The organism is uncultured Bacteroides sp., from assembly GCF_958445495.1.
Taxonomy (GTDB): domain Bacteria; phylum Bacteroidota; class Bacteroidia; order Bacteroidales; family Bacteroidaceae; genus Bacteroides.
This window is the reverse complement of the sequence record NZ_CAUCSQ010000042.1, coordinates 18,973-36,614: the sequence shown is the minus strand read 5'-3', so window position 1 is coordinate 36,614 and position 17,642 is coordinate 18,973. Positions and strand designations below refer to the sequence as shown.

The following is a 17,642-nucleotide window of genomic DNA, read 5'->3' as shown; positions in this document are numbered from 1 at the left end:
TGACCGAGTTTCAGAACGAGGAATTGCAGCATGCCATTGAAAATACGAAATTGAGTCGGTTCCAGCTTTCGCATTATTCGTTGTACATATATGGTATATGCAGCAAGTGTGACAGGGCGAACAAGCGGAAGAAAGGAAACGCCGGCGGCAAAAAGGAAAATATGAAATAGGATTCATCCTTGTTTAAGCTATGAATGGTTGATAATTAAATAAACTAATCAATATATTATGAAAGTAGATGTTCTATTAGGATTACAATGGGGCGACGAAGGAAAAGGAAAAGTAGTCGACGTATTAACACCTAAATATGATGTGGTTGCCCGTTTCCAGGGTGGCCCGAATGCCGGTCATACATTGGAGTTTGAGGGGCAGAAGTACGTACTTCGTTCCATTCCTTCCGGTATTTTTCAGGGAAACAAGGTCAACATCATCGGTAATGGCGTCGTACTTGACCCGGCGTTGTTTAAAGCGGAAGCCGAAGCGCTCGAAGCGTCAGGCCATCCTTTGAAGGAACGTTTGCATATTTCAAAGAAGGCGCACCTCATTCTTCCCACGCACCGTATCCTGGACGCAGCTTATGAAGCGGCCAAAGGAGATGCGAAAGTAGGAACTACCGGTAAGGGCATCGGTCCTACCTATACGGATAAGGTGAGTCGTAACGGTGTTCGTGTGGGAGATATATTGCATAACTTCGAGCAGAAATATGCTGCTGCGAAAGCCCGTCACGAGCAGATTCTAAAAAGCCTGAATTACGGATACGACCTTACGGAACTGGAGAAAGCCTGGATGGAAGGAGTCGAATACCTGAAACAATTCCATTTTGTAGATAGCGAGCATGAGGTAAACAATTTGTTGAAAGACGGAAAGAGCGTGCTTTGTGAAGGAGCTCAAGGTACGATGCTTGATATTGATTTCGGATCATATCCGTTTGTCACTTCTTCCAATACGGTTTGTGCAGGCGCCTGTACCGGATTGGGCGTGGCTCCCAACCGTATCGGCGATGTTTACGGTATTTTCAAGGCATACTGTACCCGTGTGGGAGCAGGACCGTTCCCGACAGAGTTGTTTGACGAGACAGGTGACAAGATGTGTACTCTGGGACATGAGTTCGGGTCGGTGACCGGTCGCAAGCGCCGTTGCGGATGGATTGACCTGGTAGCGTTGAAATATTCCGTTATGATAAACGGGGTTACCAAATTGATAATGATGAAAAGCGACGTGCTCGATACTTTTGAAACAATCAAGGCTTGCGTGGCCTATAAGGTGAACGGTGAGGAAATAGATTATTTCCCTTATGACATTACGGAAGGTGTGGAACCGGTGTATGCCGAACTTCCCGGCTGGCGGACGGATATGACGAAGATGCAGAGCGAAGACGAATTCCCTGAAGAGTTCAATGCCTATCTGACTTTCCTTGAAGAACAGCTCGGAGTGCAGATTAAGATAGTATCCGTAGGTCCGGACAGGGCGCAGACTATCGAGCGCTATACTGAAGAGTAACAGGTAAGCTGTCCGGAACAGGATAACCTATAATAAACAATCCTGTTCAGGAAGAGGCTGTATCAGAATAAAGGTCGGTCTATCATTGGGATAGCTTGTTTTATTTTGATACGGCTTCTTGTTTTTCCAGACCTTTGTAATCGTATTTTAAATGCAAAAATAAAGTCCTATGCTTATGAAAACACGTTTTATTTCTTGTCTTTTATTATTGGCCGTCAGTCTGGGAACGCTTGCCCAGCCATCCTATCGTCCTACGGAGGAAAACCTGAAAGCGCGCGAGGAATTCCAGGACAGCAAATTCGGTATATTTCTTCATTGGGGGCTGTATTCAATGCTTGCTACCGGCGAATGGACAATGACAAACATGAACCTGAATTATAAAGAGTATGCCAAACTGGCAGGAGGATTTTATCCTTCCAGGTTTGATGCGGATAAATGGGTAGAAGCCATCAAAGCTTCAGGAGCGAAATACATCTGTTTCACAACCCGCCATCATGAAGGTTTTTCCATGTTTGATACCCGGTACTCGGATTACAATGTAGTGAAAGCCACTCCTTTTAAAAGAGATATAGTAAAAGAGCTGGCCGCTGCCTGTGCCAAATACGGGATAAAACTCCATTTTTATTATTCGCATCTCGATTGGACTCGCGAGGATTATCCTTGGGGGCGTACGGGACGCGGGACAGGGCGTCCGAATCCGAAAGGAAATTGGGAAAGTTATTACCGGTTTATGAATAACCAGTTGACGGAATTGCTGACAAATTACGGTCCGGTAGGCGCCGTTTGGTTTGACGGATGGTGGGACCAGCCGGAGACTTTCGATTGGAAATTATCCGAACAATATGCTCTGATTCATAAACTTCAACCGGGATGCCTGATAGGCAACAATCACCATCGGGCTCCTTTTGCCGGTGAAGATATTCAAATATTCGAACGTGACCTTCCTGGAGAAAATACGGCGGGACTCTCCGGACAAGAAGTGAGCCGTTTGCCGCTGGAGACCTGTGAGACGATGAACGGCATGTGGGGATACAAGATTACCGACCAGAACTATAAGTCTGCAAAGACGCTGATTCATTATCTGGTGAAAGCAGCCGGTAAAAATGCCAACTTATTGATGAATATAGGTCCGCAACCTGACGGAGAATTGCCCGCTGCGGCTTTACAACGTTTGCAGGAAGTGGGGGAATGGATGAAACAATATGGTACGACTATTTACGGAACACGCGGCGGTGTGGTTGCACCTCACGACTGGGGAGTCACGACACAGAAGGGAAATAAATTGTATGTACATATCCTGTCCTTGAAAGACAAAGCGTTATTCCTCCCCTTGACAGGCAAGAAAGTGAAGAAAGCGCTTGTGTTTAAAGATCGTTCGGAGATTCGTTTTGTCAAGGCAAAAACAGGTGTTTTGCTTGAGCTTCCGGAAATTCCGAAAGATATTGACTATGTGGTAGAACTTACGATTGACTAATTTTTAGCTAATTCTTCATAAAAGCAGGGGGGAACTATTCAGACATTGATAGTTTCCCCTTATTTTTGGCAAGCTATTTGTTTTAGAATTATAGAATAATAATTAAAATGAAAATTATATGATGTCTTATTGGGTATTATTTATTGGAATTGCCGTAGTCAGTTGGTTGGTACAGATGAATTTGCAGAACAAATTCAAGAAATACTCCCAGATTCCTACGGGCAATGGCATGACAGGACGTGACGTGGCGCTGAAAATGTTGCATGATAATGGAATTTATGACGTACAGGTAACACATACTCCCGGCCGGTTGACCGATCATTATAATCCGGCGAATAAAACGGTGAATCTGAGTGAAGGCGTGTATGAGAGTGACAGTATCATGGCGGCTGCCGTAGCTGCGCATGAATGCGGGCACGCTGTCCAGCATGCACGTATGTACGCGCCGTTGAAAATGCGCAGCGCATTGGTTCCGGTAGTGAGTTTCGCGTCTTCTATTATGACGTGGGTGTTGTTGGGCGGAATCCTGTTGCTTAACACGTTCCCGCAATTATTGTTGGCAGGTATTATTCTGTTTGCGATGACTACGTTGTTCAGTTTTATAACCTTACCGGTTGAAATCAACGCAAGCAAGCGCGCTCTTGTCTGGTTAAGTTCATCCGGTATAACCAACTCCCGCAATCACAATCAAGCCGAAGATGCTCTCCGTTCCGCTGCATATACGTATGTGGTTGCCGCACTCGGTTCGCTGGCTACGTTGATTTACTATATCATGATATTCATGGGTAGAAGAGAGTAAAAGACAAAAAAGTAGAAGTCCAAAACCGGACGTTCTTTCACAGAGTTGAAAATGGGAGTGTGTCGAAACTAGGATGAACACCCGGAACAGTTACGGATTGGAACTGATAAACATAAAAATGGCCGTATCATTACTCAGAAATAGAGTTGATACGGTTTTTTTATTGCCAATGAAGAATATCGGGTTTCAGATGAAGAATGCCGAGTTTCTGATGAAGAGTGCCAGGTTTCAGATGAAAAGTCCATTTCCTCTAAAGTTGAATTTTGACACTCTCATTTTTTATCAGACGTATGCCGGGTTACCGCTTGAAAAAAGGCGGAACTGTCAAATGATTTCTGTTTAGATATGCCTGTGTTGATGATAGGGAGGAATTATCTGAATAATGGGGAGTATCCGGGTAATTTTCAGCTCTTCCGACGAACTGGAAGAGAAGCTATATGATAGGAACAGATATACGGAGGACACTGGTATATAACCGTTGTTTTTGTGTTTTGTAGTGCCCGGCTCGTCAACCGGGAAGTAACCGGGGAAGAAAATATGTTCCCTGTGGAGTATGAATGTAAACAAAGTTGGCAACCTTCTAAAAAAATGAGCCTTACAACAAAACGCAGTGAATGGAAATATACTACCTTTGCCTTGTAAATATCAGACAAAAACAGATATAAATATGGAAAAGTTAGATGTTTTTGATTGCTCCAACATACTTATAGCATGTTATTTTACAGACAACAGAGGGTGTGCCCACGAAAATCGTGAACACACGCTTATTTACCTTTGTTCCGGCGAGCTGGAAATTGAAGAACGGGGAAAGAAAACCATCCTCCGTGCAGGCGACTGCGCTTTTATGCGTCGTGACAACCGGATGTGGTTGCAGAAACGGGTAACAGACGGGAAGCCTTACCGTTCTGTCGTATTAAAATTCTCCAAGTCATTTTTACGTGAGTTTTACCAGAAACTTGACAAAAAAGACATTCCTATGGAAGCAAGACGGGAGAGGGCCAGCCTGCGCCTGCTGCCCCGTGAACGTCCGGACATACGCAGTCTTTTTGAATCTGTCATACCTTATTTCGATTCGGGCGTAAGACCTTCGGAAGAAGTGTTGAAGCTGAAAATGACAGAGGGGTTGTATGTATTGCTTCATACGGACAAGAATCTGTATGCCTCCCTGTTTGACTTCGTGGAACCTTGGAAAATAGACATACTCGATTATTTGAACGAAAACTATATGTGTGACCTTTCCATGGAAGAAATAGCAAGTTATACGGGGCGCAGCCTGGCAACCTTCAAACGCGACTTTGCCAAAGTTAGTGAACTGACGCCGCAGAAATGGATTATCAAACGGCGGCTTGAAGCGGCACACGATTTAATCAAGTCCGGGAAAAAGAAAGTGTCGGAAATCTGTTTCGACGTAGGATTCAAGAATTTGTCGCATTTCTCCAAAGTGTACAAGCAAGTTTACGGTATTGCTCCCTCTTTGTAAGGTGAGCCTTAAAATAAAACAGATTGAGCCTTACAGCAAAGCCGTTACAAGATTCGATTCATACCTTTGCAATATAAAAATCAAGATTGATATACGTTGAATTTTAATTGCGTTGTGGTATGAAAGCAAAAGTAATTTCACTGGTCTTATTATTAATTTTATTCTTTCCAGTCATGGTAAAATCACAAATCAAAATCCGCCAGACGGCAGGGCGTGAAGCGCTCGGCGAGTTTGCGCCTGAATTTGCCCGTTTGAATGATGATGTCCTTTTCGGGGAAATCTGGAGTCGTAACGACCTCCTTTCACTTCGCGACCGTTCTATCGTAACCGTGGTTGCCCTCATGTCGCAAGGGCTGACCGACTCGTCATTCAAGTACCATCTTGAAACGGCAAAAAAGAACGGAGTGACCCGAACGGAAATAGCGGAAATACTTACCCATGCCGCATTCTATGCCGGATGGCCGAAAGCATGGGCGGCGTTTCGCATGGCTAAGGAAGTGTGGACGGGCGATACCGGCAACATCGTTTCCGGTTCGCTTGATGCGTATGCGCAAACTCTCATCTTTCCGGTAGGCAAGCCCAATGATGCGTATGCCAAGTATTTCGTCGGGCAAAGCTATCTTGCATCCCTTGTTACGGACGGTGTTCCGGTTGCAAACGTTACTTTCGAACCGGGTTGCCGCAACAACTGGCATGTGCATCATGCTGCCAAGGGAGGCGGTCAGACCTTGGTGTGCGTAGGCGGACGCGGTTATTATCAAGAGTGGGGAAAAGAACCGCGGGAATTGCTTCCCGGCGACATCGTTTATATCCCGGCAGGTGTCAAGCACTGGCACGGGGCTGCTCCCGACAGTTGGTTTTCCCACCTTGCCATAGAAGTTCCCGGAGAGAACAACAGAAATGAATGGCTTGAACCGGTTAGTAATGAAATATATTCCAAATTAAAGTAAGATGGAAGGAGACAGAAAAACAGGTGTCAGCCGCCGGGGATTCCTCAAGACAGCGGCTTTGGCAGGAACAGCCTTAGTTATGCCTGCCGGACTGGACAGAGTACTTGCGAGCGAATCGAATCCGTCGGAAAAAACATCCGACAATCCTCATCTCGCTCATATCAGGGAATATCGCGTGTTGGGTACTGGTAAAGCGGCTTTTGAGGTATCGGCGCTTGGTTTCGGGATGATGGGTATGACTTATAACAGAAGCCGGCATCCCGGTAAAAAACAATGTATCCGTTTGCTGCATGAAGCGGTAGAGCGGGGAGTTACGCTGTTCGATACCGCTATTATTTACGGGCCCTTGTCCAATGAGCTGTTAGCGGGCGAAGCCCTTTCCGAATTTAAGGGTAAAATCAACGTGACCACCAAATTCGGACATGAAGTGATTGACGGGAAGGGTACAGGACGGCAGGACAGTCGTCCCGCCACCATCCGTCGTTATTGTGAAGATTCGCTTCGCCGACTTCGGATTGACTGCATTCCTTTGTTTTATCAACACCGTTTCGACGCAAATGTGCCGGTGGAAGAAGTGGCTTCCACGATGGCTGATTTAATGAAAGAAGGTAAAATACGGCATTGGGGCATGTGTGAAGTCAGCGCCGAAACCATCCGCAAGGCACATGCGGTCTGCCCGCTGACTGCCATCCAGAGTGAATACCATCTGATGCACCGGCTTGTAGAGGAAAACGGGGTTCTTGACACCTGTCGGGAATTAGGCATCGGTTTTGTGCCGTACAGTCCTGTAAATAGGGGATTTTTAGGAGGTTGTATCAACGAATACACGCAATTCGATTCCAGCAATGACAACCGGCAGGATTTACCCCGTTTCCAGCCCGAAGCCATCAGGGCCAACCTGCGGATTGTGGATGTGTTGCAGGACTTCGGACGTATTTACGGCATGACTTCCGCACAAGTGGCGCTCGGCTGGCTGTTGCAAAAAGCCCCGTGGATTGTACCGATTCCCGGAACGACAAAACTTTCGCATCTGGAAGAGAATCTGCGGACACCGGAATTTTCCCTGCCGGCGGAAGAATGGAAAAAACTGGAAGATACGGTAGCGGCTATTCCGGTTGTCGGTGACCGTTATAATGCGGAACAGCAACGGCAGGTCGGTTTCTAGCGGATAAAACCTGAAAAGAAGAGTATATGGCTATGACTCCCCCCATTTATCGGAAGCAAAGGTCTGCAAGGAAGGCTGCTTGACCGGACAAAGCGGGTTATCCCCGTGACATATCTGTGTGAAGTGCAATCTTGATGATTTTTTCGGTTATATGCGGGGGTTGCTCGGAAATTTGCAGTAAATTTGCGCAATTAAATTATAAACAGTAATCATATGGCAGCAAAACCGAGTATTCCAAAAGGAACCCGTGACTTTTCGCCGGTAGAGATGGCGAAGCGTAATTATATATTCAATACCATTCGTGATGTGTACCATCTCTATGGTTTCCAGCAGATAGAGACTCCCGCCATGGAAATGCTCTCTACGTTGATGGGCAAATACGGGGATGAAGGAGATAAGCTTCTTTTTAAGATTCAGAATTCCGGAGATTATTTTTCCGGCATAACGGACGAAGAACTCTTGAGCCGCAATGCAGCGAAACTGGCGAGCAAATTTTGTGAGAAGGGGTTGCGTTATGACTTGACAGTGCCTTTTGCCCGTTACGTGGTGATGCATCGCGATGAAATAACTTTCCCGTTCAAACGTTATCAGATTCAGCCGGTTTGGCGTGCAGACCGTCCGCAAAAAGGACGTTACCGTGAGTTTTACCAATGCGATGCAGACGTTGTCGGCAGTGATTCGCTGCTGAATGAAGTGGAGCTGATGCAGATTGTAGACACGGTGTTCAGCCGTTTCGGCATTCGCGTATGTATCAAGATAAATAACCGTAAGATTCTTTCCGGCATTGCCGAGATTATCGGCGAGTCCGATAAAATAGTCGATATAACCGTAGCCATAGACAAATTGGATAAAATTGGTCTGGACAATGTGAATGCGGAACTAAAAGAGAAAGGGATTAGCGATGAGGCTATTGCGAAGCTGCAACCTATTATTCTTCTCAACGGGACGAATGCGGAAAAGCTGGCGACGTTGAAAAATGTGTTGAGTGCCAGTGAGACAGGATTGAAAGGAGTGGAGGAAAGCGAGTTTATTCTGAATACGTTGGAGACAATGGGTCTGGAAAACGAAATCGAACTGGACCTGACGCTGGCTCGCGGTCTGAACTATTATACAGGCGCCATCTTTGAAGTAAAAGCCTTGGATGTGCAAATCGGCAGTATTACTGGAGGCGGACGTTACGATAACCTGACCGGAGTGTTCGGAATGGCGGGAGTATCGGGGGTCGGCATTTCTTTCGGTGCAGACCGTATTTTCGATGTGCTGAATCAGCTTGAGCTTTATCCGAAAGAAGCGGTGAACGGGACGGAACTGCTGTTCATCAATTTCGGTGAGAAAGAGGCGGCTTTCTCTTTAGGAATTCTGGCAAAGGTACGTGCGGCAGGTATCCGCGCTGAAATCTTTCCGGATGCGGCCAAGATGAAGAAGCAGATGAGCTATGCCAATTCAAAAAACATTCCGTTTGTTGCCATTGTAGGTGAAAATGAAATGAAAGAAGGCAAAGTCATGCTGAAAAATATGGAAAGCGGAGAGCAGAATCCTGTTTCAGCGGAAGAACTGGTCGCTGCCGTAAAGAAATAAGGGGCATTGTCTGCAACGGTATTGAAAAATAGAAGAAATGACGGATTGGCGATTTCTTTCCTTTTAATCGGAGTAAAGCATCGGGAAATAAGGAGGGTACATATCTCATTTTTCTTATGCGGTATAAAGAGCTAATCTCTCTAAGTAAAATTATAGGGGAAACTTGAAAGGAAACTGTCTCGAAATAGAAAAAAGGACGGCTTTCCTTGTAAGTTATAAGCTATGACATGAGAATCCCTTCCTGTTTTTAGCCTTCATTCATCAGAATACAAGGCAAAAATAGGGAGAGATTTTCCTTTTTAAGTTTCAGTCTGTAAGATTCTCAACTTTCAATTTCTTTGAGACAGCTCTTTTTAATTCTATTTCCTAATTCCGGGCGAAACGTCTTTTTGTTATCCTTCCCCCGGTTCCGTTCTTCTGTTATTGGCTAAGAATGAAGTTGTCGGTATCTTGGCGATGTTTCCTGCAATTCTCACTGTCTTTCTTTTGGGTATGGGTCGTGTGGCGGCCGTGTCTGCGGCATTCCGCTTCCGGTAGCGGGTGGTAGGTTATTTCCTTCCGGCCGGAGAAATCGAAAACAGATTGAGGAACAACCGTAAAAAGCTGGACAGCGGCAAAAGCGGTTTGAGGTTGAAGAATAACGGGGATTTTTAAAAGAAAAGAGTCCGATATAATACCGGACTCTTCTGCAATATTAATGATGTGTAACCTGTCTGACATTCAGAGAGTAACTCGGAATCAGAGATGGCGTTCGGGGTATAACTCGTTCCACCATTCCGGTTGGTCCTGCAGCCAGCGGGCAAACCATGCCATGATGGAATTGTGCCATTTGATTCGTTTGTCATAATCTGAAATAAAATGGTTCTCGCCGTCTACTGTGATAAACTCTACTGTTTTGCCCAATATCTTCAAAGCATTGAAAAGCTGGATACTTTCACCGATAGGCACGTTGGTATCTACCGTACCGTGAAGCAACAGTAGCGGGGTATTGATTTTGTCGGCGTTGAACAAAGAACCTTGTTTGGTGAACAAATCCGGGTCTTTCCAGGGATAGCTGTCGGCAGCGGCAGTCGAATTATAAGAATATCCCCAATAACCTTCTCCCCAATAACTGGTTACGTTGCTGATGCCGGCATGAGATACGGCGGCGGCAAAGAGGTCGGTTTTAGTTTGCAGGTATTGAGTCATGAATCCTCCGTAAGAAGCGCCGATACATCCGATTCTTTTTTCATTTACAAACGGGTGTTCTTTGCAGAACTGCTTGGTTCCTTCGATAATATCTTCGGCCGTTCGCTTTCCCCACGCATTGACGTGGCGAGCGGAAAATTCCTGTCCGAAACCGATAGTCCCGCTAGGCTGGATGACATACACCACATAGTCGCGTGAGGCGAACAACTGGGCGCAATACGGATTGCTGATTCCCCGTGTCGTAGGAGTCGTTCCGCCGTAATAATAAACAATCAGCGGGTATTTCTTATTCGGGTCGAAAGCGGGAGGCAGGCATATCTTTCCGGTGATAACCGTACCGTCTGAAGCGGTGAAGTTCCAAGGTTCGGTTTTGCCTAACTCTATTTGCTCCAGAACCGGTTTCATCGGGTCGGTCAACAGCCGGGAAGTCTTTTTCTTCATGTCATACAGATAAGCGGCTCCGGCGTTGTAATCCGACTGGCCGATGTATGCGGCGATGCCCGGATTAAACTCGGATAAAGCAAAAGCGCTGACAACATCCGTCTCCAGGTCCAGTTTTTCAAAAGCCTTGGTTTTGGGCGAGTAACGGTAGATATTCTTGCAGTCGGCATCATCTGTGTTGAAATAAATGCAGTTGTCTCCCCGGTTCCATTGCAGGAAGCTGACAGTAGGATTGAAATCTTTCGTTATCGGTTCTATCTTGCGGGTAGCCAAGTCCATGATAAAGGCCTGTGTGTCGAAATCGTTGGCGATAGGATGGTTGCCGCAGTTCTTTCCGATTCCGTCGAAAGCCTCCGGGCTAGCCGTGAGCAATAGCTGTTTACCGTCCGGTGAGTAGTTGGCGCCTCCCAAGAACCGTTCATTGTAGAAAAGCGTGTCTACTTTCAGAGTTTCCAGGTCTACCAGATAGAGGGAAGACAACGAAAACGGGCGTTGGGTGATATTCTCTTTGGAAGTGCTGTATAACAAGAACCTCCCGTCGGGGGAAATATCCTGCAGATAAGTACTGTGGTTACCGTAAGTCAGCCGTTCGGAAACCCCGTTGGCGATGTTGTACTTAGCCAGGAAACTTCTTCCGCGCGTGTTGGGAATCCGGTCTACCGGACTGACGATACGACGGAGGGCGCCCTGTTCCTTTTCACCCTCTTCTCTGGGATAATAAATCAGGTAGTCCTCGTTAGGCGACCATGTGAAACCCTGTTCCGGTATTCCTTTCAGGAGAGTCTCTTCCTGGAGAGTGGCGGGGTCAAGAGTGATGACGTCGTTTCCTTCCAGAGCCGTCACGGTGTAATATAACTTGTCGCTTTTCGGCATCCAGCGCATACCGTCCCTTGCGTTGTCCAGGAGAACCTTGCCCGTTTTCAATTCCGTGAGCTGGCAGTAAGTACGCGAGCGTTTGGCGGAATGATTGTTCCAATAACGGGTCAGCAGATATTTTCCGCTTGGAGAGACGGCGACGGAGATTGCCCGGTTACCGTACACGGTATTGTCCAGTGTAAAACGTTTCTTGGCATCCGGATTCAGTGTGCAGCCGATGTTTTTGAATTTATCGTTTTTGATAAGTTCGCATTTGAAAACAGGAGCCGCCTTGTCTTCCGTCGAAGAAAGCAGTTTGACCGTAATCTCATAATCCCGTTCCGGTTCCATGCTGATGGCGATTTCCCGTGAAGAGGCGGAGCTGATACTGTCCTCGGCAGTGTCTTTCGTCTGTTTGGATACCTCGTCGATAAAGACTTCCCAACGGGCCGGGGAAGTGATTTTCAGTTTTCCTTTGAGGAAACGTTCCGCACGGATTTGCGTTTTAAATACGTAGAGCCTGCTGTTTGTACCCGCTTTGTCCAGATGAAGGTAACCCGCCGTGTCGGTGGTGAGTGACTGTACCGGCGCATCGGGCAGATTCAGTACTACCGGAGTCTGGAGCAACATTTTGGCTGTGTGTTTTTCTCCTTTGGGGTTGATACTGTCGTTCATGATGGGGGTGCGGATTTCAATAGCGTCCCGGACTTTGTACTGCATTACTTTTTCTTGTGCCTGGAGAGTAAGTCCGGCTGACAGAAAAATGACTAAAGCCATTCCTTTCTTTTTCATGTGTCGTGTATTAAATTAATAAAAGGGTTAAATTATGCGGCAAATGTAAAGCTAAAGTTTTTAGGATACAACCTAAATGCTTCTTTTTTTTCAATATTCTATCAGTTCGAGTATCCCGTTGAGAAAAGCGATGGCTATTCCGTAGTTTGTCATAGGAATATTCTGTTTCTGGGCGCGTTCGATACGGCTGAGTACATGTTTGCGGTTAAACATGCACGCCCCGCAATGAATGACTAAAGAATAAGGCGTCAAGTCTTGCGGAAAGTCCGCCCCGTTGACGATATCTATCTGTAAATGCCCGCCAACCCGTTTCCTTAACAGGCGCGGGAGCTTTACCCTGCCGATGTCTTCGGAAAGAGGGGCATGTGTACAGGCCTCGGCTATCAACACGCGCGATGTTTCCGTGAGGGTGTCAATGGCGGAAGCGCTTTTCACGTAATAATGAATGTCTCCTTTGTAGCCGGCGAAGAGCACGGAGAAAGAAGTCAGCCTGCTTTCTTTCGGTTTCTGTTCATAAACCGTCTTGAATGCCTGCGAATCCGTGATAATCAATTGGGGAGGACGGGAGAGGGCTTTCAGCATCTCCGGCATTTTGTCGGTCGTACAAGTTACAACCAGGCATTTTTTGTCCAGCAGTTCGCGAAGTGTCTGTACTTGAGGCAGGATAAGCCTGCCTTTGGGAGCCTGTATGTCTTGCGGCATTACCAGAAGTACGAGGTCGTTCTCTCCGGCCAGCTTTCCGGTGATGCTTTGCTGGCCGAAGTCGGGAGGCAGCTTTTCCAGGATTGCCCGGCGTATCAGTTCCATTCCCGTCCCTTCTTTCGCGCTGACCGGAACGGGAGTATCTCCGGAAATCTCTTTCATTTTGGCAGCCAACATTTCCGAATCCTTCCGGATATCCGCCTTGTTAATCAGCAAAACCGTAGGAATCTTCCGGCTTTTCAGTTGTTCCAGCCAGCGGATTTCTTCTGTCAGGTCGGTTTCTGCCTGGACGGCTTTTCCGGTGGAGACATCTCCCCCGCAGAGTAAAATAGCGATATCCGTCTTTTCCATCGCTTTCCGTGCCTGTTCAATGCGCATTTTCCCGAGTTCGCCTTCATCGTCAAATCCCGGTGTGTCGGTAAACAGGCACGGGCCGATTCCGTGAATCTCCATAGCTTTCGATACTGGGTCCGTAGTCGTGCCGGGAATATCTGAGACGAGTGCGGCGTCTTGTCCCGTCAATGCATTGATAAGGGATGATTTCCCGCTGTTTCTTTTTCCGAAGAGGGTGATGTGAATCCTGTTGGCGTTGGGCGTATCAATTAAGCTCATAATCTGAACGGTTATCGTTATATTTATTGTCGTCATGCATCTTCCGGTATATTTTCTTCGATGTTATCTTTCCCGTCATGCATTCTTCGTCCTATCTTCTCTGAATATAGAATCCGCCAAAAGGCGGAAACTCTGTCATTTTAGAATCTGAAATCCCTTTTCCCTCCGGCAATCGCCTTTAGGTTACGGATGGCAATCTCTCTGATTTTCGGGTTGGGGATATGTTCCGTTTCTTGCAGAATCAGTTTCATTCCCTTTTGCCGGGTATCTTCGGAAGCATAATCTTCCAGATACTCTTTCAGAGTCATTAAAGCGTTGGGAGCGCAGCAATTCGCTATTTGTCCGGATTTAACCAGTGACATGAACCGGTCGCCGGTCCGTCCTTCCCGGTAACAGGCGGTGCAAAAACTGGGAATGTATCCGAGTTCGAGCAGCCAGTTCACCACTTCGTCCAGTGTCCGCGTGTCGCTGATATCGAACTGGGCGGAATTCTTTTCCGGTAATTCCGTTTCCGCATATCCCCCGACGCTGGTGCGTGAGCCGCCGCTGATTTGCGAAATACCCAGTTCCAGCACCTTCTTGCGTGACTCCTGCGACTCACGGGTTGAAATAATCATTCCCGTGTAGGGAACGGCAATCCGGATGACAGCCACAATCCTGCTGAATACCTCATCCGATATGGCGTTGGGGAAATCGCCCGCATCGATATCGTCTGCCGAACAGATGCGCGGCACGCTGATGGTATGCGGTCCTACGCCGAACCGGGCTTCCAGATGTTCGGCGTGCATTAATAAGCCGGTAAAATCATACTTGTAGGTGTTTAGCCCGAAAAGCACTCCTATGCCCACATCGTCAATCCCCCCTTCCATTGCACGGTCCATCGCTTCCGTGTGGTAGGCGTAGTCGCTTTTAGGGCCGGTGGGGTGAAGAGCCTCGTAATTTCCCTTGTGGTAAGTTTCCTGGAATAAGATATACGTACCGATGCCGGCCTCTTTCAGCCGGCGGTAGTTTTCCACCGTCGTGGCAGCTATATTTACGTTCACCCGCCGGATGGCCCCGTTTTTATGCCTGATGCCGTAAATCGTCCGGATAGATTCCAGAATATACTCTATCGGGTTCAGGACGGGATGTTCACCCGCCTCGAGCGCCAGGCGCTTATGCCCCATGTCCTGCAGGGCAATCACTTCCCGGCGTATTTCCTCCTGCGTCAGTTTCCTGCGGGCAATCGTTTTGTTTTTTGCGTGATACGGGCAATATGTGCAGCCGTTGACACAGTAGTTGGAAAGGTAAAGAGGGGCGAACATGACAATGCGGTTACCGTAAAACCTTTGTTTGATTTCTTTGGCGAGACGGAAGATACGTTCTGTCAGGTCGGGTTGTTCGCATTCCAGCAACAGGGTCGCTTCGCGGTGCGTCAGTCCCTTGCAAAGGGCGGCCTTTTCAATCAACTGTTCAATCAGCGCACGGTTGTCCTTGTTGGCCCGTGCGTATTCCAGTGTCTCCAGAATCTCTTCATGATGGATGAATTCTTCTGCCTGGGATGAATCTGCTTTATAATTGTACACTGCTTTTTCTTTATTTGTAATCCCCCCTGGAAAAGGAAATCTCATAACCGATAGCTGCCAACTGTTGTTGTAACAGGCAGATACCTTCGGCGGATTCTGCTCCGAGCGAGGCTTTGTTATTGTATAAGGTGTATTTTCTTCGTTCTTCGCGGGGTGACAGGTTAGGCATAACCACGTTTGCACCTGCCAGTATTCCCCGTTCCCTTCCGTCGGAAACGAGAGTCGCCAGAGCCGTCGTTGCCGGAATCAGGGCCGACGGGTGCATCAGGCGGAAGATGGACAGCAACAGAAGCGTTTGTTCTGCCGTCCCGTTCGGGCAATCGGCAAAAGGTGTATCGCGGTGCGGAAGGAAAGGCCCGATGCCAATCATCTCCGGACGGAATTTCTCGATGAACCGGATGTCCTGGATGATATGCTCAACCGTTTGTCCGGGGCTGCCTACCATAATTCCCGTTCCGGTCTGATAGCCGATTTCCTTTAAATCCCGCAAACACTGTAACCGGTGCTTGCAGGACATTTCTGCAGGATGCAGCTTCCTGTAATGCGTTTCGTTATAAGTTTCATGGCGCAGCAAGTAGCGGTTTGCTCCCGCACGGAAGAAACGCGCGTACGCTTCGCGTGTCTTTTCGCCGAGCGACAAAGTAATGGCGCAGTCCGGATACCTCTGCCGGATGTCGGATACCGTCTTTTCTATCTGCCCGTCTGTCAGTACCGGGTCTTCCCCGCCTTGCAGGACAAATGTTCGGAATCCGAGTCCGTAGCCTTGTTCGCAGCATTCCAATATGTCTTCTCTGCTCAACCGGTAACGTTCGATACCCGCATTCCCTTTCCGGATGCCGCAATAATAACAGTTGTTCCGGCAGCAATTACCGATTTCAATCAGTCCGCGGATATAAATCCGGTTTCCGAAATGCCGGAGGCTTACTTCCCGCGCCTGCCCGTTGATGTATTGCAGGGTATCCGCGTCGCAGTCCGATAACAGTTTCCGGAACTCTTCCGTCTCCAATGTCCTGTCTTTCCGCAGCCTATCGATCCATTGTCTCATAGCTCTCTTTCCGCTTGAGCAATTCCTGAACCAGTTGGCGGCGTCCCGATACAATATCATTGTGTGTGCACGGCCCGGTGATGCATCCGCCTTCGCAAGCCATCACTTCGATAAATTGTCCGGCCGCCTTTCCGGTTTTGGCGCAGGCGCGTAGCAAGGCTATGTTCTTTTTGTTGATGTCCGACACCTGTATGGCATTGATTTTTTCCGCTTCATCTTTCAGATAAGCCTTCACAGCTCCCATCACGCCTCCCGCCTGGGCAAAACCGTGTGCTTCGCGGACGGAAGTATGCAGCACGGAAAAAGTCTGTGTCTGTTCCATCCGGATATCCAGCCCGTCGAGGATTGAACCGATTTCTTCGAAAGTCAGGATATAGTCGACGGCTTCGTCACGGCGTACTTCTTTCCGTTTGGCGATGCACGGGCCGACAAATACGATTTTGGCGTCCGGATGTTTTTCTTTGGCGATTCGTGCGGCGTAATACATCGGCGAACCGGTGGTGGAGACATAGGGCTTCATGCCCGGAATATGTTTTTCCACCAACTCGATGTAGGAAGGACAACAAGAAGTCGTCATGAATTTCTGGCCTTCCTCAAGCTTCTCCAGTAGTTCGTGCGCCTCATTGCTGGTAGTCATCATGGCGCCTTCCGCCACTTCGATGATGTCCGTGAAGCCTATTTCCTTGAAAGCGCCGTACACTTGTTCGATGGAAGTGTTGAACTGTCCGAGGATGGAAGGAGCGACGATGGCGACTACTTTTTCCCCTTTCTTGATTCGTTGCAGGACATCGAATGCCTGTGAAATCTCGAAAATGGCGCCGAACGGACAAGCGTTCAGGCATTTGCCGCAATAAATGCATTTATTTTCGTCAATATGTTCGATGCCGTGCTCGTCTTTGCTGATTGCTTTGACGGGACAGGATTCTTCACAGGGCACAGGGATATAGACAATGGCATGGTACGGGCAGCTTTTGTGGCAGATGCCGCAACTGACGCAAGTGTCGTGGTCAATCATCGCCTGCCCGTTTTTCTTGAAACGTATGGCGCCTTTCGGGCAGTTCATGTAGCAACTGCGGGCCACGCAACCCCGGCAGAGATTGGTAATCTCATAGTTGATTTGTACGCAGGAAGAACAAGCCTCGTCAATCACGCACATGATATTTTCTTTTTCCGGTTCCGGACGGCTCAATGCCATGCGCGCATAGTCGGAGAGGGGAGTGGCCTCGTCATGTTCGTCGGTCATGTCCAGCCCCATCAAAGGGAACATTTTGTATCTCCATACCGCACGTTCCTTATGTACGCAGCATCGTCCCATCGGCTTTGATTTTCGGGGACTCAGCTCAATCGGGAGGCGGTCTATCTTATTCACTAACTGGTCGTTTTTCCAGAGTCTGACAAGGTCAGCCAGCAATTTATGCCGGACAATCATAATATTATTCGTAAATGCCATATTGTGTAATAAAAGGGGTTGTTAGTTAGCCGGTGCAAAGATACGA

13 protein-coding genes and 1 pseudogene are annotated in these 17,642 nt (G+C 47.7%); 8 read left to right on the top strand and 6 right to left on the bottom strand.

Annotated elements, in window-relative coordinates:
- From Q5076_RS13670 to hisS, 8 genes and pseudogenes are all read left to right on the top strand, one after another.
- A pseudogene (locus Q5076_RS13670) lies at window positions 1–170 on the top strand (transcriptional repressor); the annotation flags it as partial.
- A 58-nt stretch (window positions 171–228) separates the two neighbouring features.
- Window positions 229–1,500 (top strand): adenylosuccinate synthase, encoded by a 1,272-nt coding sequence (locus Q5076_RS13665; RefSeq protein ID WP_303014160.1) that lies wholly within the window; start codon window positions 229–231, stop codon window positions 1,498–1,500.
- 175 nt (window positions 1,501–1,675) lie between these two features.
- The gene (locus tag Q5076_RS13660; protein ID WP_303014159.1) at window positions 1,676–2,974 is read left to right on the top strand and encodes an alpha-L-fucosidase; all 1,299 of its coding nucleotides are present in this window, start codon (window positions 1,676–1,678) and stop codon (window positions 2,972–2,974) included.
- A 118-nt stretch (window positions 2,975–3,092) separates the two neighbouring features.
- Window positions 3,093–3,773, top strand: a complete 681-nt coding sequence (locus Q5076_RS13655) for a zinc metallopeptidase (protein ID WP_303014158.1) — start codon at window positions 3,093–3,095, stop codon at window positions 3,771–3,773.
- Between the two features lie 667 nt (window positions 3,774–4,440).
- Entirely contained in the window at window positions 4,441–5,253 is an 813-nt protein-coding gene (locus Q5076_RS13650) for an AraC family transcriptional regulator (protein WP_303014157.1), read from the top strand.
- A 119-nt stretch (window positions 5,254–5,372) separates the two neighbouring features.
- Window positions 5,373–6,203: a carboxymuconolactone decarboxylase family protein gene (locus tag Q5076_RS13645; protein WP_303014156.1), complete on the top strand. Its 831-nt coding sequence runs from the start codon at window positions 5,373–5,375 to the stop codon at window positions 6,201–6,203.
- A 1-nt stretch (window position 6,204) separates the two neighbouring features.
- Window positions 6,205–7,368, top strand: coding sequence for an aldo/keto reductase (locus tag Q5076_RS13640; protein WP_303014155.1), 1,164 nt, complete (start codon window positions 6,205–6,207; stop codon window positions 7,366–7,368).
- A 213-nt stretch (window positions 7,369–7,581) separates the two neighbouring features.
- Window positions 7,582–8,946, top strand: coding sequence for a histidine--tRNA ligase (hisS, locus tag Q5076_RS13635; RefSeq protein WP_303014154.1), 1,365 nt, complete (start codon window positions 7,582–7,584; stop codon window positions 8,944–8,946).
- 420 nt (window positions 8,947–9,366) lie between these two features.
- Here hisS and Q5076_RS13630 read toward each other — a convergent pair whose 3' ends face one another.
- From Q5076_RS13630 to Q5076_RS13605, 6 genes are all read right to left on the bottom strand, one after another.
- Window positions 9,367–9,666, bottom strand: coding sequence for a hypothetical protein (locus tag Q5076_RS13630; protein WP_303014153.1), 300 nt, complete (start codon window positions 9,664–9,666; stop codon window positions 9,367–9,369).
- An 18-nt stretch (window positions 9,667–9,684) separates the two neighbouring features.
- Window positions 9,685–12,222 carry a S9 family peptidase gene (locus tag Q5076_RS13625; protein ID WP_303014152.1) on the bottom strand — a complete coding sequence of 846 codons (2,538 nt, stop codon included), beginning with the start codon at window positions 12,220–12,222 and terminating at the stop codon, window positions 9,685–9,687.
- A gap of 90 nt (window positions 12,223–12,312) precedes the next feature.
- Window positions 12,313–13,536 (bottom strand): [FeFe] hydrogenase H-cluster maturation GTPase HydF, encoded by a 1,224-nt coding sequence (gene hydF / locus Q5076_RS13620; protein WP_303014151.1) that lies wholly within the window; start codon window positions 13,534–13,536, stop codon window positions 12,313–12,315.
- Between the two features lie 140 nt (window positions 13,537–13,676).
- Complete coding sequence (gene hydG / locus Q5076_RS13615; RefSeq protein WP_303014150.1) at window positions 13,677–15,146, bottom strand: [FeFe] hydrogenase H-cluster radical SAM maturase HydG; 1,470 nt, start codon at window positions 15,144–15,146, stop codon at window positions 13,677–13,679.
- Window positions 15,112–16,146 (bottom strand): [FeFe] hydrogenase H-cluster radical SAM maturase HydE, encoded by a 1,035-nt coding sequence (gene hydE / locus Q5076_RS13610; RefSeq protein WP_303014149.1) that lies wholly within the window; start codon window positions 16,144–16,146, stop codon window positions 15,112–15,114. Before hydE ends, hydG begins: the two co-directional genes overlap by 35 nt.
- Complete coding sequence (locus Q5076_RS13605) at window positions 16,127–17,596, bottom strand: 4Fe-4S dicluster domain-containing protein (protein ID WP_303014148.1); 1,470 nt, start codon at window positions 17,594–17,596, stop codon at window positions 16,127–16,129. The genes hydE and Q5076_RS13605 overlap by 20 nt, the downstream gene beginning before the upstream one ends.
- Window positions 17,597–17,642: the final 46 nt, after the last annotated feature.

What these genes read in the sequence shown, in the direction of transcription:
- Q5076_RS13660 (WP_303014159.1), top strand. Translation starts at nt 1,676, where the DNA reads ATGAAAACACGTTTTATTTCTTGTCTTTTATTATTGGCCGTCAGTCTG.
- hisS (WP_303014154.1), top strand. Translation starts at nt 7,582, where the DNA reads ATGGCAGCAAAACCGAGTATTCCAAAAGGAACCCGTGACTTTTCGCCG.
- Q5076_RS13650 (WP_303014157.1), top strand. Translation starts at nt 4,441, where the DNA reads ATGGAAAAGTTAGATGTTTTTGATTGCTCCAACATACTTATAGCATGT.
- hydG (WP_303014150.1), bottom strand. Translation starts at nt 15,146, where the DNA reads ATGAGATTTCCTTTTCCAGGGGGGATTACAAATAAAGAAAAAGCAGTG.
- hydF (WP_303014151.1), bottom strand. Translation starts at nt 13,536, where the DNA reads ATGAGCTTAATTGATACGCCCAACGCCAACAGGATTCACATCACCCTC.
- Q5076_RS13655 (WP_303014158.1), top strand. Translation starts at nt 3,093, where the DNA reads ATGATGTCTTATTGGGTATTATTTATTGGAATTGCCGTAGTCAGTTGG.
- Q5076_RS13605 (WP_303014148.1), bottom strand. Translation starts at nt 17,596, where the DNA reads ATGGCATTTACGAATAATATTATGATTGTCCGGCATAAATTGCTGGCT.
- Q5076_RS13625 (WP_303014152.1), bottom strand. Translation starts at nt 12,222, where the DNA reads ATGAAAAAGAAAGGAATGGCTTTAGTCATTTTTCTGTCAGCCGGACTT.
- Q5076_RS13665 (WP_303014160.1), top strand. Translation starts at nt 229, where the DNA reads ATGAAAGTAGATGTTCTATTAGGATTACAATGGGGCGACGAAGGAAAA.
- Q5076_RS13630 (WP_303014153.1), bottom strand. Translation starts at nt 9,666, where the DNA reads ATGTCAGACAGGTTACACATCATTAATATTGCAGAAGAGTCCGGTATT.
- Q5076_RS13645 (WP_303014156.1), top strand. Translation starts at nt 5,373, where the DNA reads ATGAAAGCAAAAGTAATTTCACTGGTCTTATTATTAATTTTATTCTTT.
- Q5076_RS13640 (WP_303014155.1), top strand. Translation starts at nt 6,205, where the DNA reads ATGGAAGGAGACAGAAAAACAGGTGTCAGCCGCCGGGGATTCCTCAAG.
- hydE (WP_303014149.1), bottom strand. Translation starts at nt 16,146, where the DNA reads ATGAGACAATGGATCGATAGGCTGCGGAAAGACAGGACATTGGAGACG.